The sequence below is a fragment of the Hymenobacter sp. CRA2 genome, from assembly GCF_002007105.1.
Classification (GTDB): domain Bacteria; phylum Bacteroidota; class Bacteroidia; order Cytophagales; family Hymenobacteraceae; genus Solirubrum.
On record NZ_MVBC01000002.1, the window covers coordinates 348,395 to 369,802 of the forward strand.

The window sequence follows — 21,408 nt, forward strand, 5'->3', positions numbered from 1 at the left end:
ACTCAGCAGAAGTTCGGGGGTATTGCTGCCCCGATTGTCTCAATACTCAATACTAAGGTCTCAAGTCTAAACCTTGGTAGCGGGGTTGCCGAACACGGTTTGGTTGGCGGGCACGTCGGCCACGACCACGGCGCCGGCACCCACGCGGGCCTTGGCCCCGATTTTCACGCCGCCGACAATCACGGCGCCCGAACCGATGAAGGCCTGCTCACCGATTTCGGCGTCGGCGTTGATGATGGCGCCGGCCCCTACCTGCACGTAGTCGGCCAGCTGGGCGCGCACGTCCACCGCGGCGCGCACGCCGATCAGGCAGCCGTTGCCCAGTTTGGCATCGGAGGCCACCACGGCGCCGGCCGAAATCAGGTTGCCGTGTCCTAGCCAGGCATGCTCCGAGACGCTGGCCGCTTTGTGAATCGCGTTGACGGGCACCTGCTCGTACTCCTCGCGCAGCATGTTGGTCAGAGCCTTGCGGGAGGCGGTGTCCTCAGTAGCTACGAACACCTCGCACTTCTTGCCGAGCAGCTTGAGCATTTCCTCGTCGTCGGTGGCGCCCATGATGGGCACGTCGTGCAAGTCGGTGTCTTTCAGCTTGGGGTTGTCATCGAGCAGGCAGTACACCACCACGTCGTTGCTGCTGAACGCGTCGAGAGCGGCGGTGCCAACGGTTTGGGCACCGAGGATGATTACGGGATTTTCCATGCGCGAATCTTCGGGGAAGAGGCGCCCGGCCCGGGCGCCCTAAGCCGCAAAGATACGGCAAGGCCGCACGAAAACTACGGGGCGCTATTCGGTCGGGCGTAGCGCAGCACGTCCGACCCGGCCGAACACGCGCAAGCGGCGCAGCCAGCCCGAGGCCGTGGGCTGACTCACGAGCACGTATACCAGCAGCGGCAACCACGGCGCGCGGTAGCGGCTCAGCGTACCGAGGTTGGGCGTGCTGAGTCCCAGCAGCGCCGCCATCAGCAGGGTATACACCACGAGCGTGAACGTAACGGCAAACGGCATGGGCACCGAGCGGCGGCGTGCCCAGTCCCAGAGGGCCAGCGCGCTGAGTATTAGCAGGCCGAGGTTTTCCCAGGCGGCAAAGCCGTAGAATACACTGTCGCCCTCCCAGGCAAAGGGACGGTACAGGGCGCTGGCCACGGCTTTGGGGGTGTGGCGCAGAATGCTCTCGGCCGTGGGCGCCAGCTCCGGCAGGGCCACGTGCGGCCGGCCCAGGGATTTTACGCGCAGCGCCGCGTAGGTGCGCGTGAGCTGGCTGGCAAACTTGTTGAAGCGCAGCACGGGCACGACTTCGCTGCCCAGCCGCAGACCTAGCACAAACGTGGCGGCAAACAGCAGCAGCTGCCAGCGACGCCGGCGCAAAGGCACCAGCAGGAGCTGCCCCACCCGCACCACCGCCAGGCACAACAGCAGGGCCAGTAGCGCGCCGCCGAAAAAGAAACGCATCTTAAAGCTCAGCCAGGCGCCTAGCAGCGCCAGTGCCACCCAGCCCAGTCGCTGCCGCGGCTGCCCATACAGCAGTACCAGCGCAGCGGCCAACAGCGTGGCGCATCCGGCCAGCAGCAGACTTTCCTTCGTCAGTCCGCTCGACCAATACACCGCCGAAGGCCACAGCAGCAGCCCGATAATGGCCGCCCCGCGCGTGCCCGCAAACTGCCGGCTGAGTACTTTGGTTAGCAGCCAACAACCCAGGAAGCTGGCCAAGGACAGATACAGCGCCGTGACCAGCATCGAGCCCGCTGTGAGCACATTCAGGGCCGAGAGGACCTTGATGAAAAAGAACGTATTGGAGTAGCCGTGGTAGATCAGCCGGTTGCCTTCGTGCTGAAAGGTGTCCTGCCCCAGGGTCTGCAGCCATTGCCCGGGCGCCGCCCACAGCTGGTCCGTCAGGCGCCCGGCCCACAGGTGAAAAAAGCGCGCGTCCTCCGTCGGGCGCCACACGCTGACAGCCCCGGCCAGCAGGCGCAGCGCCAGGGTGGGCAGAAGCCAGCGGCGCAACGTGGGAATGGCAAGCTGGCGCCGTAGCCACCACGCCAACAGGCACAAGATGGCGGCGTTGCCGAGCAGCAGCAGGAGCAGCTTCACGTAGCGGACAGGGGCACGTTGCGTTGGAGGATGCGGCTGCCGATGGCGCAGTGCAGGCAGCGGCGCGGCTGGCAGTAGCCGCGCTGCAAAGCTAGCAAGCCCTGCGAGTCGGCGGCGGTGCGGTGGCGAAACTGCAGGGCTTCGTAGGGCGCCAGCACGCTGTTTTGCTCGCGCGGCAGCTGGGCCAGCAGTTCCACGGCGGCTTCTACGCCCTCCTGCTCCCCCACCGATTGGGCATAAGCCACCCGCAGGGGTACCACCACATTGCTGATGAGCAAATGGGCACTGCTGCGGCCCAGACCTGGCACCTTATCAGCGGGCACACCGGGGCGGTAATGCCGTTGCCAGTATTCCCCCACCGGCACGAGAAGCATCTTCTCCAGCGTCGCCACGTCGGGCGCATCGAGCAGCGGCTGAAACAGGCGGGGCTGCGCGTGCACCAGCGCCGCCAGCTGCGCCAGCCGCACGGTAGGAAAGTTGGCGGGCCGCAGACGCAGGAAGTTCCATTCATGCGGCTGCAGGGCCGCAGACAGTAGGCTGTATTTGTGCGCCAGAAAGTCGTATTCCTGCCGTAGATCAGCGCAGTACGCATCAGGAGCAGCAGCCACTGGTGGTAACAGGCCCGCCTGCCCGAACAGCAGCGCCTCGGTTTGGCGCTGGTCGTGGCGGTGGCGGCGCAGTACCGGCAGCGGCAGGGCCTGGGCCAGCCGGGTCAGCGGCTCGGTGTTCTTCTTGAAACCGAAGCCGGCGGCCAGCACCTGCCAGGCCGTGGTTTCCCAATCGTGGCCGGTGTGCTCGTGCAATTCCTGCACGGCGGCGGCTTTCTGCTCCACGCGCTCCAGCAGGGCCCGTTCGGTCATCATCAGCCGCGTGAGTTCGGGCACGGTGGGCAGGGCGCCGGCACAGGGCAACGGGGCCACGTCGGCCACGCTCATGAGGCTATGGTAGGCTTGCAGCAAAGTAGGCGCCAAGCGCGGCTGCAGGGCCAGGGCGGGCACTTCACTGCCGTTGGTGCGCTGCACGGGCGCATCAAAGGAGTGCACCACGTGCAGGATTACCTGGTCGTATTTTTTGTCCGTCTGGTGCTGGTGGCGCTGCCAGTCGGAGGCGCGCAGGTGAATTTCCACGGCTCCGTTCCACTCCACTTCGCCGATGATGAGGCGGGCACCCAGGAAATCCGGACCGGCGTCGGCGTTGCGGAAGCCGGGCTTGAGCACCAGGATAGGCTGGCCGTCTTCGGTTTGCAGATTGGTTTTGTCGAAATACTGGTGCTGCCAGACGTAGTGGATAAAATCTTCCTGCATAGCGGGCTAAAAGCGGTGAAAAGCCAAGTAGTTATAAACGAGCCACTAAATATAAGTGCTGGCTGGTATCTTGGCCGGCATCCACCAAGAACACCTTATTGCGGCAAGCATTTGACACCAGCGTAGCGGCTGATAGCACCCGCCGAGCTTTACAATTTATGTTCCGGGCACGCTTCGCCCGCAACTTCTGTACCCGCCACGTGCGGCGTGCCTTACTCCTATTGCACCAAGCGGCCGAAGCCGGCAATTTTAGCGCAGCCGGGTTTCTGGGGCAGGTTTATGGGGGCTTTTGGGGCCAACCAGCCGATTATGCCGCGGCCGTGCGCTGGCTGCGCCCAGCCGCAGACGCCGGGCATCGATTGGCGTGTCACAACCTGGGCGTTGCCTACGATAACGGCTACGGCGTCGGCAAAGACCTGTACCAAGCTTTTCATTATTACTCCTGCGCGACCGAGCTAGGCGACGTCGAAGCCATGCAGGCCGTCGGCAGCTTCTACTTTCGCGGCGAAGGCGTAGCTCAAAACTACGCCAGGGCGCGGCGTTGGTACCGGCGCAGTGCCCGGCACGGGCGCGCCGACGCCATGTGCGACCTTGCCCGCTGCTACCAGCGCGGCCTGGGCGGCCTGCGCAACCACCGCAAGGCAGTCTATTGGTTAGAGGCCGCGGTGGCCGCAGGTTCCACCCGAGCCCACGTCAACCTGGGAATAGAGTACGTCTACGAGGATTGCCAGAATTGGCCGCTCGTGCGGCATCACCTGGAACTAGCTGCGGAAGCCGGAGAAGTCCACGCCATGTACCTGCTGGGCCGTTGGGCCGCCGAGCAATGGGATGGCACTGGCAACTCTGCGGATGCCATGTTCTGGCTTGAAAAAGCGGCGGCTCAGCAGCACCAGCGGGCTATGTTGCGCCTGGCACAATTACAGGGCGAGGAATTTTAAGCTTACCGCCCAAGAACACCGCGGCCCGCCCCTGCCGGATGGCAGAAGCGGGCCGCAAGTAGTAATTGCTCAGGGGTGCCTAGCGCAGGTCAATCACCTTCACGCCTTTGTACTTGTTCTTGTCGAAGGTAAAGGTGCTGGCGTCCACCGGCGTGTTCGGCTCAAACTTCTTGATGGCGAAGGTGTAGCGGTTGCCGTTCTTCTTGAACATCTTCCAGCTTTTCACCGACTTATCGGCCTTGCTCACGTTCAGGCGCACTTTGTACACCTGGTTGTTGTGGTCCTCGGGCGAGAGTTCGATGACGTCACAGGCGACGCCGCCTTCCTTGGTTTCACCGGCGTAGGCGTACTTATAGCCCTTCTTGTAAAGGGTATAGATCTGCGAGGGGTTGATGTCCTGGTCTTCCGGCTCGTAGTCCGACACGTTGACTTCGTTTTCCGACTTCATGTAGGTCCACATCGTCTTGCCGTCGTTGATGACTTCCTGGCCGTTGAGCTTCAGGCGAAACTTCGTGCCGCTGACGATGATGTCGCCGCTCATGTTTTCCTTCACCTTGGCCGTCTGGTTTTCCAGCGTCTGCGTGAACGAGGCCTTGAACGCCTTCATGCCCTGATACTTGGCGCTCATCTGGTCCAGAATCTTACCAGCCTTGGGGTCCTGCTGCGCCAGCGCTACCTGCGAAAACGAAGCGGCGAGGGCCAGCAGGGCAACTAATTTTTTCATGGGAGAGGGAGAGAGTTCAAAAGAGAACTGCGACTATGAGACGTACAAAACGTGAGTTTGTTTAAAAGAAATCCACAAAACCCAATTTTGGCCGTTTAGGCGCCGCAGTGCGGTTACTTCGGCAGGCTATTCAACAACTGTTCCAAAGCGTACTCGTCCGGAATAAGTACCTCCCGCGCCTTGCTCCCTTCGAAGGGCCCCACGATGCCGGCGTGCTCCAGCTGGTCGATGAGGCGGCCGGCGCGGTTGTAGCCCAGCTTGAGCTTGCGCTGAATCAGCGAGGTGCTGCCCTGCTGGTGTAGCACGATAACTCGGGCTGCTTCCTCGAACATGGAGTCGCGGTCCGTGGGGTCGAAGTCCGAATCCCCGCCGCCGGAGTCGCCGTCGGCGCCGGCTACTTCGGGCAGCAGGTAGGCATCCGGGTAGCCCTGCTGCTCACCCACGAAGTCGCAGAGGCGGTCCACCTCCGGCGTGTCGATGAAGGCGCACTGCACGCGGATAATGTCCGAGCCCTGCGAGATGAGCATGTCGCCCTGGCCGACCAGCTGGTCGGCGCCGCCGGCGTCGAGGATGGTGCGCGAGTCGATTTTGCTGGTCACTTTAAAGGAGATACGGCAGGGGAAGTTGGCCTTGATGATGCCGGTAATCACGTTTACCGAGGGGCGCTGGGTAGCCACGATGAGGTGAATACCAATGGCGCGGGCCAGCTGCGCGAGGCGGGCAATGGGCGTCTCGACTTCCTTGCCGGCCGTCATCATCAGGTCGGCCAGCTCGTCAATTACCAGCACGATGAAGGGCATGAAGCGGTGACCCTTCTTCGGGTTCAGGCGCCGCTCCACAAACTTGCGGTTGTACTCCTTCAGGTTGCGGCAGCCGGCGTCCTTGAGCAGGTCGTAGCGGCGGTCCATTTCCATGCACAGCGAGTTGAGCGTGTGCACCACCTTCTTGGTGTCGGTGATGATGGGCTCCTCGGTGTCGGGCAGCTTGGCCAGGAAGTGCCGCTCGATCTTGTTGAAGATGCTCAGTTCCACCTTTTTCGGGTCGACGAGCACAAACTTCAGGTGGGCGGGGTGCCGCTTGTAGAGCAGCGAGGCCAGAATCACGTTCAGGCCCACCGACTTACCCTGGCCCGTGGCACCGGCCATGAGCAAGTGCGGCATCTTCGCCAAATCGACCACGAACACCTCGTTGGTGATGGTGCGGCCGAAGGCAATGGGCAAATCCATTTCGGTGTGGGCGAACTTCTCGGTGCCGAACACCGAGCGAATCGACACCATTTCCTTCTTGGTGTTCGGTACCTCGATGCCGATGGTGCCCTTGCCCGGAATGGGCGCGATGATGCGGATACCGAGGGCCGCGAGGCTCAGGGCAATGTCGTCTTCCAGGCTCTTGATCTTGCTGATGCGCACCCCGGCATCGGGCACGATTTCGTAGAGCGTGACCGTGGGGCCGATGGTGGCTTTGATGGAGGCGATGTTGATGCCATAGTGGCCCAGCGTCTCCACGATGCGGTCTTTGTTGGCTTCCAGTTCCTCCTTGCTTACCTGCGCTTTGGGCACGCCGTAGTCGTTGAGCAGCTCCAGCGTGGGATATTGGTAGCGCGAGAGGTCCAGCGTGGGGTCGTAGTTCACGTTGGGCATCTGCTCGGCGTCCTCGTCCTCCTCGGCAATGACGGCCATGTCGGCGCCGGCGGCGGGGTCTAGCTCGCCCGGCTGGGTTTTCTCGATGCGCAGCTCGGGCTCGGGTGCTACTTCCACCTCGAACGACGGGCCTTTGGTGGGCGCTGCCGGGCTAGTAGCCACGGGCAGCGGAGCGTTGTCATCGACCAGGTCGGCTAACGACAGCGGCGTGGGCACGCGCGGGGACGTAGGCACCACCGGCTCGGCCACGGGTGCTTCGATGGAGAAGCTGGGTCCCGAACTCAGCGCGGCGGCAACCGGAGCGACAGCCGCCGCGGCAGCGGGCACTGCGGCCGCAGCCGAAGCTGCAGTGGTAGCAGCCAAGCCACTCAGCCCCAGCGAGACAGTGCTGCTGGCGGCCGAAGCGGCCGGAGCCGACGTCACTTCCCACGGCGGGGTATCCTCGTCGGCGTCCACCGTCAGGGGCACGCTTGGGCGGGCGGGCGCAGCTTGTACCGGCTCGGGCTTAACCTCCGGCTTCGCGGCAGTGGGCCGGCTGACTTCCGCCACGGGCCCAATGTTGCGCACGGTAAAGCCCAGGTCGTTTTCCTCTTCTTCGTCGTCGAAAGCGGCGGCCGGACTGGCCGCCACGTTGGCGCCTTGCGCGGGACGCTTGTCCGGCAGCGGCTCTTCGCCGGGCAGCGCGTCCTCATCCGCATCGGCGGCGCGGCGCGGCAGGTTCAGGCTAGTCACGTTGAAGAAGCCAACCACGAAGGAAATCAGCAGGAAAGCCAGCAGCAGCACCGTGCCCCAGCCAATGAGGCTATCCAGCCACAAAGCGGCTTCGTAGCCCACGCGGCCGCAAAGGAAATCGAGGCTGTGGGCGGTGCGCGGGTCGGTGTCGGGCGTTTGGATGCTGAGCACGAGGTAGCCCAGCAGCATGCTCAGCCAGAGCATGGCAAACAGGCACACGGCCGAAACGAAGCTCAGCGACACCTCCTGCCGGCGGAACACAATCTTGTAGCCAGCGGCAAACGCTACCGGGATGACGGCGAAAGCAGCCAGACCGAAGCCCTGCAGAATCAGCTTGTGGGCCAGCCAGGCGCCCAGCAGCCCCAGCCAGTTGCCCGACTCCTGCCCGGCTTCCTTGAGCGGCGTCTGGCTCAGCCCCTCCACCACGCTCTGATCGGCGTGCCCGGTGAAGAGGTAGGAGAAAAACGCAATGGTCAGGTACAGCGAGGCGAGCAGGAAGAAAAAGCCGGCAAACAGCTGAAAGCGCCGGTCGCTCACGAAGCTCAGCGCCCCGCCGAAGTTGGGGAGCTTGAGCGGCTTACGCGGCACTCGGGGCGCGGCTGGAGCCGCGCGACGAGGCTCCCGTTCGCGGGGAGCGGGTTCAGGGGCAGCGGCCTTCGGTTGATTGCGCGCCGGGCGGGGTTCGTTCGTGGCCCGAGGAGCCGAGCCGTTCGCGGGTTTGTAAGTATTCTTTGCCATTTAGACGCACCAAAGGGCCGAAATTACGGGTTTGTGGGGAGATGAGCGGAGGCGTGCAGAAGCGGATGGGCAGATGCGCCCGGAGAAAATCTTAGTAGTCAACGTTTCCAGCCCCGGGCTGATTGCCCATGGCCATTCCGCTCACCGGCTGCCTCACTTCATAAATATACAAGCCCCAGTACGCCGACGGCTCGGTGAAGTACCCAACGGGCCGCAGCCCGGCCCCTGCCGGCCGCGCCAGCCGCGCCGCCGACAGCACATAACGCCCGCCCAGCCGCCGAAAAGCCGCCGCATCGAAGTGCCAGTCCTGCACCACGGCGCTATCCTGCCGGGCCACGCGGAAGTTGCGGCCCAGCTCAGCGGCGTAGAGGTAGCAGCGGCTGCCCCAGTCATCGAAGTAATGCCGCAGCTCGGGGCTTTTGGCCAGCTCGCCGGCAATAAGGGGCCGGAACTGGTGCTTGTAGCTGAGCGGGTAAGTGCTCTGGTAGCTGTCGAGGGTGTAGAAGCCGCTGAGCTGGGCCACGCTGGGCGGCAGGCCAAGCGTGGCGACGCGCCAGGCGGAGGCGGGCTGCCCACTGCGTTGCTCCAGCGCCGTACGCACGCGGCTCAGCAGCTCAGGCGCTACATATTGGCGCCACGTGGGCTCGTGCGCGGCCGGGCGGCCGGCCCACAGGCGCAAGTTATGCCCCCACTCGATGTTGTTGGCCAGCCCCAGGAGCAACTGTAGGCCGACAAGGCTGGTCCGCCAGCGGCCGGATGGCAGCTCACGCAGGGCCAGCACCCACAGGCCAAACCACAGCAGGGGCGTAAGGAAATGAAAGCGGCTGAGGTTGAAGGCACCCAGGGAAGGCGCCACGCGCTGCACCGGCGCCATCAGCTGCGGGTAGAAACCGCAGAACACCGCCAAGGCCAGCAGCCCCAGCAGCCACCCGCTTACCACGCGCCCCCAGCCCGGCGCATAAGTCTCGGGCTGCCGCCGACGCGCCCATGCGGCCACTGCCAACGTCAGCAGAATAACGCCGCGAAAAAAGCGGCTGGCGTGGTATTGTCCCCAGGCAAAGTACTGCCACGCGCTGCGCAGTCCGGCGCCGATGCCCTTCGGCGCCAGCTCGGCCAGGCGAAATTCCACGCGGTGCGGCGCGTACTGCGGCCGCAGCAGGGTGGCGCTCAGCAGCGGCCACTCCACCACCACGTAGCTCAGCGTGAGCACCCCTACCCCAGCCCAGGCCGCCCAGTGTAGGCGGCGCGTGCGCCACACATCCAGCAGCAGCAGCAGGCCCAGGGCGGCCACCACGAAAAAGCCGGCCAGCACCAGCATCGACCAGAACGGAAACAGCACCAGGATCAGCCAATCCGGCCAGCGGCCGCGGCCGGCGCGCAGGTTCAGCACGGCCAGCACCGGCCAGGGCGTGCCCAGGGCTGAGAGACCGTACATATTGTGGGCGGGCAGCACGGCCCAGGCCAGCGCCACGCTAGCGGCCAGCAGCCGCTCTTGCGGCTCGGGCAGGCCGTAGCGGCGCAGCAATAGGTACATGCCCAGCAGGGCCAGCAGGCGCACCAGCACGTCGTTGGCCCAGTACGCGGCCACAGGCGGCAGCAGCCCGAACAGGCCCACGGTGGCGTTCAGGCCGGAGCGCTGCGCGCTGCGCGGCAGCCCGTTCATAATGGAGGGAATGGTGGCTTCGGGACGGTAATCCAGAGCCAGGCCGAAGCGGTGCAGCAGCACGGGCACGCTGACTTCGGCGTCGAGGTTGTCGTCGAGCGTCACGTAGCTATCGGCGCCGCGCAGCAGGCAGGGCAGCCACAGCAGCAGCAAAACCAGCAGGGCCCACAGCCACGGACGGCGGGCAACAAACGGGGGCAAGGAATTCATGGGCCGCAAAGGTCGCAGGCAAACCCAACCTTTTCGCGCGGGGCCCGATTATATAACCTAGTGCCGCTGCTGAGTTGAATTATTGGTTTTTAACTGAACGTCCGCCATGCGCCTACTGGACTTATACAATCAGGACGAGCAGCTCTACTGCTCCATTCAGCTGGACCGGGCCAATGAATGGATTTACGCCACGTGGATGGGCTACGTGCCTACCGACGACGCGGAGCGCGGCGCCGAGGCCTACCTCTCGTCACTTAAGCACTTCACCTGCCCCTACCTGCTCAACGACAACAGCCGCATTTCGGGCCCGTGGTTCGACTCCACCACTTGGCTGGAACACGTGTGGGCACCGGTGGCCTCGGAGTTGGGGCTGCGCTACATAGCCCACGTCACGCCGCCCGACATGCTGGATACCACGGCCGACGTAGCCGACCGCCGGCCGTTCGGCAACCAGTTTGAGCTGCAGATTTTCGACGACATGGCCGCCGCGCAGGAGTGGCTGCACAGCAAGCAGCAGCTCATCCGCCAAGCCGGCTAGTGCTTCGCACCGTGCTAGCTGCGCGGGTGAAAGGCCGTGATGACCTGCCGCAGGTAGTCGCGGTCGAGGTGGGTGTAGATTTCGGTGGTGGTGATGCTCTCGTGGCCCAGCATTTCCTGCACGGCGCGCAAATCGGCCCCGCCCTCGATAAGATGGGTGGCGAAAGAGTGCCGGAAGGTGTGCGGGCTGATGGTTTTGCCGATGCCGGCTTTGGCGGCCGTGTCCTTGATGATGTTGAACACCATCACCCGCGACAAGCCGCTGCCGCGCCGGTTCAGAAACACGATGTCCTCGGAGCCGCGCTGCACCTCCAGGTGGCAGCGCACGCCCTCCAGGTACAGGCCCACGTGCTTCAGGGCGTCGCGGCCGATGGGCACGAGGCGTTCCTTGGAGCCCTTGCCGAGCACGCGCACGAAGCCCTGGTCGACGTACATATTCGACAGGCGCAGCCCGATCAGCTCCGACACGCGCAGCCCTGAAGAATACAGTACTTCCAGCATGGCGCGGTTGCGGGTGCCCTCGTTGGTGCTCAGGTCGATGGCGGCCAGCATTTGCTCGATTTCCTCGTAGCTGAGCGTATCAGGCAGCTTGCGCCCCAGCTTCGGCGACTCCACCGTGTCGGTCGGGTCGACGCTGGCCAGGTCCTCGATGAGCAGAAATTTGTAGAACGCCCGCAGCCCCGACAGCGTCCGGGCCTGGGAGTTGGCCGTCAGCTCCAGCTCGCCCAGCCAAGCCAGAAAGTCGCGGATGATGCGCGAAGTCACCTGATCGGGCCGCGCAGGCAGCTTGCTGATATCCAGGTACTGGCGCAGCTTGTCCACGTCGCGCACGTAGGCCTCGATGGAGTGCCCCGACAGCGACTTTTCCAGTCGCAGGTAGCCTTCAAACTGCTTCAGGGCAATGTTCCAGTTCAGCGCCATAGGGCGACAAAGGTAGACCACAGAGGCCAACGGATGATTTTAACGGATAAAACGGATTCGTTTAGGTCCGTCACCGCCTAACGGCAGCTGCCGTTGCCAAGCCGGCTGCCGCGCCCAGCTGGCCTGTTGAACCCGATTGCGGCTGAACGAATCTGTTTATCCGCTACGACTAGGTTACATCTGCCCGCATCCGTTTTATCCGTTAAAACCATCCGTTGGCCTCTGTGGTCTACCTTGCAGCCTTCGCCTTGGTTTCTCCCCACTATGCAAATCCTGATCATCAACGGTCCCAACCTCAACCTGCTCGGCCGCCGCGAGCCGGGCATCTACGGCACCCGCTCCTTCGACGACTACCTGCCCGAGCTGCAGGAAGCTTTTCCCGACTTTACCATCGAGTATTTCCAGTCCAACCACGAGGGCGAGCTGATCGACAAGCTGCACGAAGTGGGCTTCAGCTACCACGGTGTGGTGCTCAACGCGGGCGGCTACACCCACACCAGCGTGGCCCTGGCCGATGCCATTGCCGCCATTAATACCCCGGTGGTAGAAGTACACCTTTCGAACGTGGCCGCCCGGGAGGAATTCCGCCAGCGCAGCCTCATCGGGCGCAACTGCGTGGGCTGCATCAGCGGCTTCAAGCTGGAAAGCTACCGGCTGGCGCTGCAGTACTTCCAGAACCTGCGCCCGCGCCGCGTAGGGTTTAAGGTGTAAAACAAACGGCTGCACTGGCCGTCATTCCGCGCATCAAGCGGCGTCAATTGGTCTTGGTCTGTAGACACGCCGATAACACAAGCCCCGCCCGAAACTAGCTTCTGCAGTTTCGGGCGGGGCTTGTGTTATCGGGTAGTATACGCTTTGCCGTTGTGCTACCAGAGGAAGGATTGCTTCGCTTCGCTCGCAATGACTGCCAGTGCTAGCGCTGCATGGCAATGAAGCGGCAGAATTCCCGTTTGTGGAAGCTATCTGCGGTCTACCTTTGCCGCTCCCCTCCTAGCCTCTCACACCTATGTATACATTCAACCCCGGTCCGTCGCAAGTGTACCCCGCTATCAAGCAGTACCTGACGGCCGCCTTCGACGAGGGTTGGCTCTCGGCCCCGCACCGCGGCGAGCGGTTCACGGCCCTGGTACGCCAAACCATTGCCGAGCTGAAAACCAAGCTCAACATTCCGCAGGATTACATGGTGTTCTTCACCTCCTCGGCCACGGAATGCTGGGAAATACTGGCCCAGAGCCTCACCAAAAAGCGCAGCTTCCACCTCTACAACGGCTCCTTCGGCGAGAAGTGGATGGACTACGCCCAGACGGAGCACCCGCTCAGCGACGGCCACCAGTTCGGGCTGGAAGAAGTACCCGATCCGGCCCTGATTCCGGAGGACGCCGACCTGGTCTGCATCACCCAGAACGAAACCAGCACCGCCACGCAGTTGCGCGACGGGGCCGTGCTCAACCTCTACAACCGCTGCCAGCAAACCGGCGCGCTGCTGGCCGTGGACGTTACCTCCTCGCTGGGCGGCATTCAGCTCAAGCACATCAAGGCCGACGTGTGGTTTGCCTCGGTGCAGAAGTGTTTCGGGATGCCGGCTGGTCTGGGCCTGCTCATCCTGTCGCCGCGGGCCATTGCCCGGGCCCGCGAAATCGGGGAGAAAGGCCACTACAACTCGCTGGTGAGCATGTACGAGAAGATGCTCAACCACCAGACTACGCACACGCCCAACGTGCTGGCCATCTACCTGCTCTGCCGCGTGCTGCTCGACCGCGCCCCCATCAAGGCCATCGACCAGCACCTGCGCGAGCGGGCCCAGCGGCTGTACCAGTTCTTCGAGGACAACCCGCAGTTTCAGCCCCTGGTGCAAAACCCCGAAACCCGCTCCACCACGGTGGTAGCTGTGCAGGCCCCGCCGGCCCTCATCGACGAGGCCAAGCGCCGCGCCGCCGCGGCCGGCCTCACGCTGGGCAGCGGCTACGGGCCCTGGGCCAAGACTACGTTCCGCATTGCCAACTTCCCGGCCCTGCCCGATGTGGCCTTCGAGCAGCTGCTGCAACTGCTCGGGACGCTGCCAGCGGTGGCGTAAGCGCCGGCAGAATGTTCTGCCTCGGCCGCGGCACCTCGCGTGCTGATGCTGCCTGCTACCTTTGCCGCTCTACCAAGCCAACCCTCCGGCACGTCACCACGCGAAATGCTTCGGCAGCGCCTGGCCTGACGCGCCGGAGTGTTTCGCCTGAGCCTTTGCCATGCCCGATTTTGCCTCCCTCTTCTCGCTGAAGCAGATTTCCTCGGTGACGCTGACCTTGTTCGCCATCATCGACATTCTGGGGTCCATTCCCATCATCATTCAGATTCGCCAGCGCGAGGGCCGCATCAATTCCGAAGTGGCGACGCTGGTGGCGGGCGTCATCATGGTGGTGTTTCTGTTTCTGGGGCAGAGCATTCTGGCGCTGTTCAGCGTCGACCTGGCCTCGTTTGCCCTGGCCGGCTCGCTGATCATTTTCTTCATCGCGCTGGAAATGGTGCTCGGCGTGGAAATTTTCCGGCACAATACGCTGGCCAGCGGCACCGGCTCCATCGTGCCCCTGGCCTTCCCGCTCATCGTGGGGGCCGGCACCATGACCACGCTGCTTTCGCTGCGGGCCTTGTACTCGCTACCCAACGTGCTGGTGGGCATCGTGGTGAACTTGGTGTTCGTGTACCTGGTGCTGAAAAGCAGCGCCTGGATCGAGCGGAAGCTGGGCAAGGCAGGCGAGGACATTCTGCGCCGCGTCTTCGGCGTAATTTTGCTCGCCATTGCCATCAAGCTCTTCAAGCAAAACTTTTGATAGTTGATGAGTTTGTGAGTTAATGAGTTCTGCTCTCCCATTCCAACTCATCCTCTAACTCATAAGCCCTCTAACTCCTACCCTCCCCAACTCCTTAACTTCCCTTGATTTACCTCTTTACCGACGGTTCTTCGCGCGGCAACCCGGGACCGGGCGGCTACGGCGCCATTCTGCGCTTCGGCCCGCACGAAAAGGAACTCACCCAGGGCTTCCGCCTGACCACCAACAACCGTATGGAGCTGCTGGCCGTGATTATCGGCCTGGAAGCCATTACGCGGCCTGAGTTGCCCATCACCGTCGTCACGGACTCCAAGTACGTGGTGGACGCGGTGGAAAAGCGTTGGGTATTTGGCTGGGAGAAGAAGCCGGACTTCGGCAAAAAGGCCAACGAGGACTTGTGGCGGCGCTTCCTGAAAATCTATCGGCAGCGCAAGGTGCAGTTTAAGTGGGTGCGCGGCCACAACGGCCACGCCGAAAATGAGCGCTGCGACCAGCTGGCCGTGGGCAGCGCCACCCAAGGCCGCCTGCTGGTAGACGAGGGCTACGAGCTCATCGAGGCCAAGCGCGCATAAGCCACCGTCGGTAGGGAAGTTCCATCACTGCTGCTCTAATGCTGCTATTGCAGCTCCGATAGCGGCCCCTGGCTTTTCCTGTCTCAGCGCTTTGCCAGCCAGGAACACATCATCCGCCTCCTTAATTACGGCTCCGCCGTGCCCAACGACTACTTTCAGTTCAAGCACTTCCGCATCGAGCAGGCGGCCTGCGCCATGAAGGTGAGCACCGACGCCTGCCTGCTCGGGGCAGTAGCGGCCGTGGAAGGCGCCACGCGTATTCTGGATGTAGGCACCGGCACGGGCCTGCTGGCGCTGATGGCGGCTCAGCGCAACCCCACGGCCCGCATCGAAGCCGTGGAAATCGATGCCGGGGCGGCGGCACAGGCAGTGCAGAACACGGCGGTCAGCCCCTGGGCGGCCCGCATCCAAGTGTACGCGCAAAGTCTGGACGACTTCGCCGCCACCCAACCCGGTGCCTTCGACCACATCCTGAGCAACCCGCCCTTCTTCCGGCATTCTCTCCGCTCGCCCGATGCGCAGCGCACTGCGGCCCGCCACGCCGCCGATGACACGCTGAGCTTCGCCGAGCTGGCCGGCTTTGCCGCGGCTCACCTCACCCCTACCGGCCGCTTCACGGTGCTGTTACCTCCGCCGGAGATGCAGGAGTTTGAGCGCGAAGCCCGCCGCGCCGGCCTGTCGCCGGTTACTCGCCTGGTGGTACATCACCGGCCGGGCAGCAAGCCGCTGCGGCACGTTACGGCTTTTGGCCGCCACTCAGAAGCGGTCAGCACCGCGGCCTTGTACATCCACGCTGCCGACGAGAGCTACTCCGCGGAGTTTCGGGCGCTGCTGCGCGACTTTTACCTCGCTTTTTAGGGTTGGGGCCTAGCTGCCCAGTTTTTTCAGCAACAGCTCCTCGGCGCGCTGGCGGTGGCCGGCATGACCCGTCCGCAGCGCATCCACTATGGAGAGCAGTTCGTGCAGCCGTTCGTCGTGGTGGGCCGCCGCGGGCGCCCCGGCGTACAGCGGCTCGATGGCGGCTCCGACCACCGGGCCGTCGGCGGCGGGCCAGACGTAGGGCGGCAGTGCCTGGGGCAGCTGCAGAGCCGGTACAACGCTGTGGGCCGTGGGCACGCCCGGGCCGTGGGCGCCGGGACGGGCAGGAAAAACGTAGGGTAAGCCGTGCACCAGCAGGCGCAGCAGGGGCGCGCGGCGCACGGTGCGGCCGTCGTCGAGCAACAGACCAGCGTAGCGGCGGCGTCGGAGATTTCGGCGGGACTGATCAGAAGGGCAGAGGCCAGGTCTTTGCCCTGCCAGGAAGCAGCGTCGAGGGTGGTAATCTTCAACAGCACTGCTACATCCTGGGGCCGCATACCGTTGTGCTTGCGCATGGCAAAAACGGGGCTAGAAGGTCGAAATTCGCGATTCACAAACTGCGAATCAGAGCTGATCTAGGGCCAGCGGAACGAAGATAAAGGAGCCTACTTCGCAAAAGCAATTTTATTTATAATTATTCTAAATAAGTCTTGTGGTGTAAATCAGCGCTTTTACTTTTGGGTACTTCTCGCCGTTTTCTGCCCAACGCCGCGGAAGCATCGGTACGGCAACGTTTGCCTGTGCCGGTCGGCTGCGAGACATCAACCGCAAGCAGTTGTCCGGTGTCAGGCAAAGGCGGCAATGCCCATCCAGGATATTCCGCGTGCTGACAACGGGCAGCTATAAAAGCCTTCACCCCATGCGCCACTGCCTGCACTCCAACGAATTCGGCTGCGCCCTGCGCTGCCCCAGCGGCTGCTGCGTCCACTTGTACTTCGGCAACGTGGCCCTAGCCGTCAAGCCCCACGAGCTACCGCCCTGGCTGCACACTGTGCAAGACCTTTACAGCCGCCACGCCCTCGACGCCTTGGCCGAGCCCGACACGCGCCGCATCAGCCTGTGCAGCCCCGTCGACAACCTCACGCTGGTGTTCAGCCTCAACGAGCTGGTCTGGCTCCACGACTTGCTCACCAGCACTACCATACTGCTGGAAGTAGAGCGGATCTTGGCCGCTTCGTAGTGCTACGCGGCCCGGCCTATCTTATACCGGCGGCCAGCGGCCTATTACTCTTCGCCCGGCAGCAGCGTGTGCAGCTGCCGCAGCTTTTCCTGGTGCAGGTTGTCCAGCAGATCGGCCGACAGGGCGCTGAACTCGGCCCGGGGATAATGCCGCGACACCCGGCCATCGGCCAGCACGGTGATGTCGTCGCAGAGCTCGGTGAGGGAGGCAAGCAGGTGCGAAGTCAGCAGCAGACCGGTACCCTGCCGCCGCAGTCGGCGCAGGATTTCCATCAGCAGCAGGTTGGCTCCCAGGTCCAGCCCGTTGAAGGGCTCATCCAGAATAAGATAGTGAAAGGGCTGCGCCAGCAACGGCAGCAGAGCGAGCTTCTTCTTCATGCCCGCCGAATACGTCTCGGCGTACTGATCGAGGGGCAGTTCGAGCAGCTCGTTCCAGGCATCGAGCCCCTTCACGGGTTGCCGGCGGGCCTGCAAACAAAAGCTCACGTACTCGCGGCCCGTCAGGCGCGGGTAGAAATACGGCTCGTAGGGCAACAGCCCGGTGCACTGCCGAAGGGCCATTCCGCTGCTTTCCCGCACTTCGCCCCGGTAGCCGGTCAGCAGCCCGTACAGACAGTGGAGCAAGGTGGTTTTGCCCGCGCCGTTGGCGCCCACCAGGCCGTGCATCTGCCCGGGCCTCAGCTCCAGGCTCACGCCGCGCAGCACTTCGCGGCGGTCGTAGGCGTAGTGCAGGTCCTGTACGCTAATCATAACGGAAGGTATTGAGGCGGTAGCGGCTGCGCCACAGCAGCCCCACCAGCGCGGCGGCTAGCAGGGCCACGTACACCGAATGCACCAGAATCAAAAAGGACAAGGCCACCACGCCGCTCTGGGCGTAGCGCATAATGGTGACGTGGGGATAGAACGTGTACTTGGCCAGCACCACCAGCGTCAGCACCGTGAGCGACCAAAGAGACAGCAGCACTGCCCCGCCTCCACCGGCCGGTCCCAGCGCCATCGGGACCAGAAAAGGCGCCGCCGTGAGCAGCCAGTATAGCGCGGCCCAGCCCAGCCGGCCCCGCAGCCACGCCGCGGCGCTACGGGCCCCGGTCAGTAGCATCGGGGCGGGTTCGGGTGTGTCGTAGAAGCTCATAACTACCAGCAGCCAGGCCGCCAGGCACAGGCCCGGCGCCACGGCCACGTGGCGTTGCCAGCCGGCCACCACTAGTAGCCCCAGCCATACGGGCCAGCCCAGGTGCCGGCGCAACCCACTCACCCATTCAAATACCTCGCTGCGCACCGCACTGCGCCGGGCCCGCTGGGTGCGCTCCATGGCCGGGGGCAGCCACGCGCACGCTGGCGGCAGGGCCATGGTAAGCAGGGTGCTCAGCCAGTAGCCGTGGCTGGCCAGCAACAACGCTACCACGGCGCCCAGCAGCCCATACTCACCGGCCAGCCAGCGGCGGTAATGCGGAGCGGTGAGTTGTAGAAAGGTCAAGTCGGCGCGGCGGCGGTGGGCAGCGGCCACGCTCAGCAGCACCAACGCCGGCACCGCCCATTGCCAGGCTGGCGACGTGCCCAGCACCAGCCACAACTGCCGCACCGCCGACCCCATCAGGGCCAGTAGCAACAACGCCCGCCACCAGCCCAGCTCGGCCCACTGCCGGAGTTGGGTGCGCAGGCGCAGCAGCAGGTAGTCTTTCATCGGGCCGATAACGCCGCCAGCCTAGGCCAGCGCGTGTTCCGATTCCACAAACTCGATTCCGTATTCCTGGGCCAGCTCCTGCAGGATGGGCGCGTACACGTCGGCATGCACCGGCACCACCACGCCGCGGTGCGCTACTTCGCCCCGGGCCAGCCGGCGCACGGCCATGCCCAGGGGCAAGCCCACCGTCTTGGCCATGGCCGTGTGCACCGCGTCGTCGCCGATGACGACCAGGGAAGACGTGCGCCGCTGCACGGCACCGCCATCGGCCGGCAGGTACTCAAACAGGTGCTGCATCACAATCATATCGTGGTCCTGGGGCTGCAGCTGCCAGCGCGCCGTGAGCAGGCGCTCCAGCAACTGGGCCGGCGTGGCATCGGGCAGGCCCACCGGCTCGGTCGTGAACAGCCCCAGCCAGTTCAGGCGCTGCATTTCCTCGCCGGTCGGGTCGAGGCGCAGGTAAGCGGCTACGCGCCCGGCCAGCGGCTCACCCGGGGCCGCCGACGGCAAAAACGATTCGATCAATTCGGCCCAGGTAAGACCGGCGGCGTTGCCGAGGCGGTAAGAGTCGTCGGTGAGGCCCAGGGCCACCAGGGCGGCCCAGCCGGCGCAGTAGCCGGGGCGGCGCAGGGTGCCGCGCAGCATCGTCGGGATGCCGTCGAGGCCGTAGAGCGGCCGGTAGCCCAGCGAGTCGCGGTTGGCGTAGCCCTCAAACTCGCCGTAGCCCGGTACCGCCAGTCGCTCCACCCGCCGAAACAGGTGCTGGTACGGGATGAAGCGCGGCCGGCCGCCCTCAATGTAGCGGGCCGTGCCCTGCCCGGCCACCACCACGTTGCGCGGGTTCCAGGTGAACTTGTAGCGCCAGGGGTTGTCGCCCTCCGAATCGGGCGCCATCAGCCCGCCGCAATACGATTTGAACGAGGTCAGCCGCCCGCCCTGGGCCCGAATTTCCTCGATGACGGGCAGGGCCGACATGTGGTCGAGGCCGGGGTCGAGGCCGCACTCCATCAGGAACGTGAGGCCGGCCGCCCGCGCCTCGGCCTCGAAAGCCCGGATTTCCTCGGTGGCGTAGGAGGCCGTGGCCAGGTGCCGCTGGTGCTGCAGACAGGCCTTGGCCACCAACGGGTGAAACAGGGCTGGCAACATGGAAATAACCACGTCGTGGGCTGCTACCAATTCGTGCAGCCGCTCCTGCTGACCGATTTCGAAGGCCACGGCTTGGGCCCGCTCGCCGTACGGAGCGAGGATTGGCTGCAACGGCGCCGGATTTACGTCGGCAATGGTCAAGTGCCAGTCCTCGGCAGCCAGGTAGCGCAGCAGGTACTGAATCAGGGAAGAAGCCGAGCGGCCGGCGCCGAGCAGGAGAAGACGGGTCATGCGGGTGGAATGGGAATGGGCAGTTGCAGGTCGGCAGTGGTTCCGGCTGCGAATGTTATCGTTTTCCGGTTGCTGGCAACCCACAACTCGCAACCGACAACCGGTTCCTGCCCGAAATGTACTATTTTCGTCCCCCGTGGCCCAACGGGGCCACCGTTCAGGTGGCTGCACTCTCTTCTTTCCCGCCGTTTTTGAGCCTCCCGATGGCCCAAACCCTGAACCTAACCATTACCGCCGACGTGCTCACGCCGGCCGAGCTATCCGCCGCCGAAGCCCGCTGCTGGGCTGCCGCCCAGGCCGCTACCGACCACGCCTACGCACCCTACTCCCACTTCCACGTCGGCGCGGCCCTGCTGCTCGACGACGGGAGCCTTGCCTGGAACACCAACCAGGAAAACGCCGCTTACCCTTCCGGCCTCTGCGCCGAGCGCACCTTGCTCTTCGGGCTGAACGGGCAGCGCCCCGTCCGGGCGGTGAAGCTCATGGCCGTGGCCGCCCGCCCCCAGAACGGCGAGTTCGTGGCGGTGACCTCCTGCGGGGCCTGCCGGCAAGTCATGATCGAGTTTGAAAACCAGCAGGGCGCAGCCATTCCGCTGCTGCTGCCCGGCCCCGACGGCACCATCTGGCGCTTCAAGCGGCTGGCTGATCTGCTGCCGTTCCAGTTCATGCCCGACGTGCTGCCGCCCCGCAGCTAAGCCAACGGGTGGGCGGCGGTAACTTTAGCCCGTCAGTCCGCCCGTTTGCCCGCCATGGAAGTCCACGAACACCGCCTGCAGGTGCCCCGCACCGCTCGTTATTGCCAGCTTGGTGAGCTAGGCACCGCCCGCCGGCTTTGGCTGGTCTGCCACGGCTATGGCCAGCTGGCCAGCTATTTCATCCGCCATTTTCGCATGGCGGTGGAGCACGTGCCCGATACGGTGGTTGTCGCGCCCGAGGGCTTGTCCCGGTTTTACCTGCACGGCAACGGAGGCCGCGTGGGCGCCACCTGGATGACCAGTGAAGACCGTCTCAGCGAAATCGAGGACTTTTCTGCCTACCTCGACACCCTGCTGCACCAGCTGCGCGCCGCCTGCCCCGCCGACGTGGAGGTAACCGTTATGGGCTTTTCGCAGGGCGCCACTACCGTCAGCCGCTGGCTGCTGCGCAGTGGCTTCACGCCCGCGCACCTCGTGCTCTGGGCCGGTACTTTCCCCGAAGATGCCGATCCAGCCGAAGCTTCTGCCCTGCTCACGCGTCTGCCGCGCCTGACCTTCGTCTGCGGCGACTCCGACAATTACCTGCCCGAGAGCCGCGTCAATGCGCAGCTGGAACTTCTGCGCGGGCACGGCGCCCAGCCAGCCATGGTTTGGTTCGAGGGGAATCACCAATTGAAAGCCCCCGTACTACGTCGCTTAGCAGAGCCGCAAGCCCAGTTATGACAAAAGCCA

Annotated in this window: 21 protein-coding genes; 10 read left to right on the forward strand and 11 right to left on the reverse strand. The window is 64.3% G+C overall.

Features of this window, described 5'->3' with window-relative positions:
* Positions 1–66 precede the first annotated feature (66 nt).
* The 3 genes from B0919_RS05210 to B0919_RS05220 form a co-directional block, all read right to left on the reverse strand.
* Positions 67–699 carry a NeuD/PglB/VioB family sugar acetyltransferase gene (locus B0919_RS05210; protein ID WP_078011160.1) on the reverse strand — a complete coding sequence of 211 codons (633 nt, stop codon included), beginning with the start codon at positions 697–699 and terminating at the stop codon, positions 67–69.
* Between the two features lie 84 nt (positions 700–783).
* Positions 784–2,088 (reverse strand): hypothetical protein, encoded by a 1,305-nt coding sequence (locus B0919_RS05215; protein ID WP_078011161.1) that lies wholly within the window; start codon positions 2,086–2,088, stop codon positions 784–786.
* Positions 2,085–3,392 (reverse strand): DUF2851 family protein, encoded by a 1,308-nt coding sequence (locus B0919_RS05220; protein ID WP_078011162.1) that lies wholly within the window; start codon positions 3,390–3,392, stop codon positions 2,085–2,087. Before B0919_RS05220 ends, B0919_RS05215 begins: the two co-directional genes overlap by 4 nt.
* A 221-nt stretch (positions 3,393–3,613) precedes the next feature.
* Here B0919_RS05220 and B0919_RS05225 point away from each other — a divergent pair, with 221 nt between their 5' ends.
* The gene (locus B0919_RS05225) at positions 3,614–4,330 is read left to right on the forward strand and encodes a tetratricopeptide repeat protein (RefSeq protein WP_176132858.1); all 717 of its coding nucleotides are present in this window, start codon (positions 3,614–3,616) and stop codon (positions 4,328–4,330) included.
* 79 nt (positions 4,331–4,409) lie between these two features.
* Here B0919_RS05225 and B0919_RS05230 read toward each other — a convergent pair whose 3' ends face one another.
* From B0919_RS05230 to B0919_RS05240, 3 genes are all read right to left on the reverse strand, one after another.
* Positions 4,410–5,054 carry a LolA family protein gene (locus B0919_RS05230; RefSeq protein WP_078011164.1) on the reverse strand — a complete coding sequence of 215 codons (645 nt, stop codon included), beginning with the start codon at positions 5,052–5,054 and terminating at the stop codon, positions 4,410–4,412.
* Between the two features lie 113 nt (positions 5,055–5,167).
* Complete coding sequence (locus B0919_RS05235) at positions 5,168–8,014, reverse strand: FtsK/SpoIIIE family DNA translocase (RefSeq protein WP_176132859.1); 2,847 nt, start codon at positions 8,012–8,014, stop codon at positions 5,168–5,170.
* 241 nt (positions 8,015–8,255) lie between these two features.
* Complete coding sequence (locus tag B0919_RS05240) at positions 8,256–10,037, reverse strand: DUF6044 family protein (protein WP_078011166.1); 1,782 nt, start codon at positions 10,035–10,037, stop codon at positions 8,256–8,258.
* A gap of 106 nt (positions 10,038–10,143) precedes the next feature.
* Between B0919_RS05240 and B0919_RS05245 the strand changes: the two genes are divergently transcribed.
* On the forward strand, positions 10,144–10,575 hold the full coding sequence (locus tag B0919_RS05245) for a hypothetical protein (protein WP_078011167.1): 432 nt from the start codon (positions 10,144–10,146) through the stop codon (positions 10,573–10,575).
* A 14-nt stretch (positions 10,576–10,589) separates the two neighbouring features.
* Here B0919_RS05245 and xerD read toward each other — a convergent pair whose 3' ends face one another.
* Complete coding sequence (gene xerD / locus B0919_RS05250) at positions 10,590–11,495, reverse strand: site-specific tyrosine recombinase XerD (RefSeq protein WP_176132860.1); 906 nt, start codon at positions 11,493–11,495, stop codon at positions 10,590–10,592.
* A 264-nt stretch (positions 11,496–11,759) separates the two neighbouring features.
* Here xerD and aroQ point away from each other — a divergent pair, with 264 nt between their 5' ends.
* From aroQ to B0919_RS05275, 5 genes are all read left to right on the forward strand, one after another.
* Positions 11,760–12,206 carry a type II 3-dehydroquinate dehydratase gene (gene aroQ, locus B0919_RS05255; protein ID WP_078011168.1) on the forward strand — a complete coding sequence of 149 codons (447 nt, stop codon included), beginning with the start codon at positions 11,760–11,762 and terminating at the stop codon, positions 12,204–12,206.
* Positions 12,207–12,501: 295 nt separating this feature from the next.
* Positions 12,502–13,569, forward strand: a complete 1,068-nt coding sequence (locus B0919_RS05260; protein WP_078011169.1) for an aminotransferase class V-fold PLP-dependent enzyme — start codon at positions 12,502–12,504, stop codon at positions 13,567–13,569.
* A gap of 160 nt (positions 13,570–13,729) precedes the next feature.
* Positions 13,730–14,311, forward strand: coding sequence for a MarC family protein (locus B0919_RS05265; protein ID WP_078011170.1), 582 nt, complete (start codon positions 13,730–13,732; stop codon positions 14,309–14,311).
* Positions 14,312–14,415: 104 nt separating this feature from the next.
* Positions 14,416–14,883, forward strand: a complete 468-nt coding sequence (gene rnhA / locus B0919_RS05270; RefSeq protein ID WP_078011171.1) for a ribonuclease HI — start codon at positions 14,416–14,418, stop codon at positions 14,881–14,883.
* 138 nt (positions 14,884–15,021) lie between these two features.
* The gene (locus B0919_RS05275; RefSeq protein WP_254846483.1) at positions 15,022–15,741 is read left to right on the forward strand and encodes a tRNA1(Val) (adenine(37)-N6)-methyltransferase; all 720 of its coding nucleotides are present in this window, start codon (positions 15,022–15,024) and stop codon (positions 15,739–15,741) included.
* A 9-nt stretch (positions 15,742–15,750) separates the two neighbouring features.
* Here B0919_RS05275 and B0919_RS05280 read toward each other — a convergent pair whose 3' ends face one another.
* The gene (locus B0919_RS05280; protein ID WP_078011172.1) at positions 15,751–16,104 is read right to left on the reverse strand and encodes a hypothetical protein; all 354 of its coding nucleotides are present in this window, start codon (positions 16,102–16,104) and stop codon (positions 15,751–15,753) included.
* A 496-nt stretch (positions 16,105–16,600) separates the two neighbouring features.
* On the opposite strand from B0919_RS05280, the gene B0919_RS05285 reads away from it, so the two are divergent.
* Positions 16,601–16,921, forward strand: coding sequence for a DUF6686 family protein (locus tag B0919_RS05285; RefSeq protein ID WP_078011173.1), 321 nt, complete (start codon positions 16,601–16,603; stop codon positions 16,919–16,921).
* Positions 16,922–16,965: 44 nt separating this feature from the next.
* On the opposite strand, the gene B0919_RS05290 is transcribed toward B0919_RS05285, so the two are convergent.
* Genes B0919_RS05290 through B0919_RS05300 form a run of 3 tightly spaced genes read right to left on the reverse strand, consistent with a single transcriptional unit; the run spans position 16,966 to position 19,981 of the window.
* Positions 16,966–17,670, reverse strand: coding sequence for an ABC transporter ATP-binding protein (locus B0919_RS05290; protein ID WP_078011174.1), 705 nt, complete (start codon positions 17,668–17,670; stop codon positions 16,966–16,968).
* Complete coding sequence (locus B0919_RS05295; protein WP_078011175.1) at positions 17,663–18,604, reverse strand: hypothetical protein; 942 nt, start codon at positions 18,602–18,604, stop codon at positions 17,663–17,665. Before B0919_RS05295 ends, B0919_RS05290 begins: the two co-directional genes overlap by 8 nt.
* A 21-nt stretch (positions 18,605–18,625) precedes the next feature.
* Complete coding sequence (locus B0919_RS05300) at positions 18,626–19,981, reverse strand: saccharopine dehydrogenase C-terminal domain-containing protein (RefSeq protein WP_078011176.1); 1,356 nt, start codon at positions 19,979–19,981, stop codon at positions 18,626–18,628.
* A 203-nt stretch (positions 19,982–20,184) separates the two neighbouring features.
* Between B0919_RS05300 and B0919_RS05305 the strand changes: the two genes are divergently transcribed.
* The gene (locus B0919_RS05305; RefSeq protein ID WP_078011177.1) at positions 20,185–20,676 is read left to right on the forward strand and encodes a cytidine deaminase; all 492 of its coding nucleotides are present in this window, start codon (positions 20,185–20,187) and stop codon (positions 20,674–20,676) included.
* Between the two features lie 54 nt (positions 20,677–20,730).
* A complete protein-coding gene (locus tag B0919_RS05310; RefSeq protein ID WP_078011178.1) occupies positions 20,731–21,399 on the forward strand; it encodes an alpha/beta hydrolase in 669 nt (222 codons plus the stop codon).
* The last annotated feature ends 9 nt before the right edge of the window (positions 21,400–21,408 follow it).

Bases quoted from the DNA above. Each gene is read 5' to 3' on its own strand.
- aroQ (WP_078011168.1), top strand. From the start codon at position 11,760: ATGCAAATCCTGATCATCAACGGTCCCAACCTCAACCTGCTCGGCCGC.
- B0919_RS05265 (WP_078011170.1), top strand. From the start codon at position 13,730: ATGCCCGATTTTGCCTCCCTCTTCTCGCTGAAGCAGATTTCCTCGGTG.
- B0919_RS05230 (WP_078011164.1), bottom strand. From the start codon at position 5,054: ATGAAAAAATTAGTTGCCCTGCTGGCCCTCGCCGCTTCGTTTTCGCAG.
- B0919_RS05220 (WP_078011162.1), bottom strand. From the start codon at position 3,392: ATGCAGGAAGATTTTATCCACTACGTCTGGCAGCACCAGTATTTCGAC.
- B0919_RS05285 (WP_078011173.1), top strand. From the start codon at position 16,601: ATGCGCCACTGCCTGCACTCCAACGAATTCGGCTGCGCCCTGCGCTGC.
- B0919_RS05305 (WP_078011177.1), top strand. From the start codon at position 20,185: ATGGCCCAAACCCTGAACCTAACCATTACCGCCGACGTGCTCACGCCG.
- B0919_RS05245 (WP_078011167.1), top strand. From the start codon at position 10,144: ATGCGCCTACTGGACTTATACAATCAGGACGAGCAGCTCTACTGCTCC.
- B0919_RS05300 (WP_078011176.1), bottom strand. From the start codon at position 19,981: ATGACCCGTCTTCTCCTGCTCGGCGCCGGCCGCTCGGCTTCTTCCCTG.
- B0919_RS05310 (WP_078011178.1), top strand. From the start codon at position 20,731: ATGGAAGTCCACGAACACCGCCTGCAGGTGCCCCGCACCGCTCGTTAT.
- B0919_RS05210 (WP_078011160.1), bottom strand. From the start codon at position 699: ATGGAAAATCCCGTAATCATCCTCGGTGCCCAAACCGTTGGCACCGCC.
- B0919_RS05295 (WP_078011175.1), bottom strand. From the start codon at position 18,604: ATGAAAGACTACCTGCTGCTGCGCCTGCGCACCCAACTCCGGCAGTGG.
- B0919_RS05260 (WP_078011169.1), top strand. From the start codon at position 12,502: ATGTATACATTCAACCCCGGTCCGTCGCAAGTGTACCCCGCTATCAAG.
- B0919_RS05290 (WP_078011174.1), bottom strand. From the start codon at position 17,670: ATGATTAGCGTACAGGACCTGCACTACGCCTACGACCGCCGCGAAGTG.
- xerD (WP_176132860.1), bottom strand. From the start codon at position 11,495: ATGGCGCTGAACTGGAACATTGCCCTGAAGCAGTTTGAAGGCTACCTG.
- B0919_RS05240 (WP_078011166.1), bottom strand. From the start codon at position 10,037: ATGAATTCCTTGCCCCCGTTTGTTGCCCGCCGTCCGTGGCTGTGGGCC.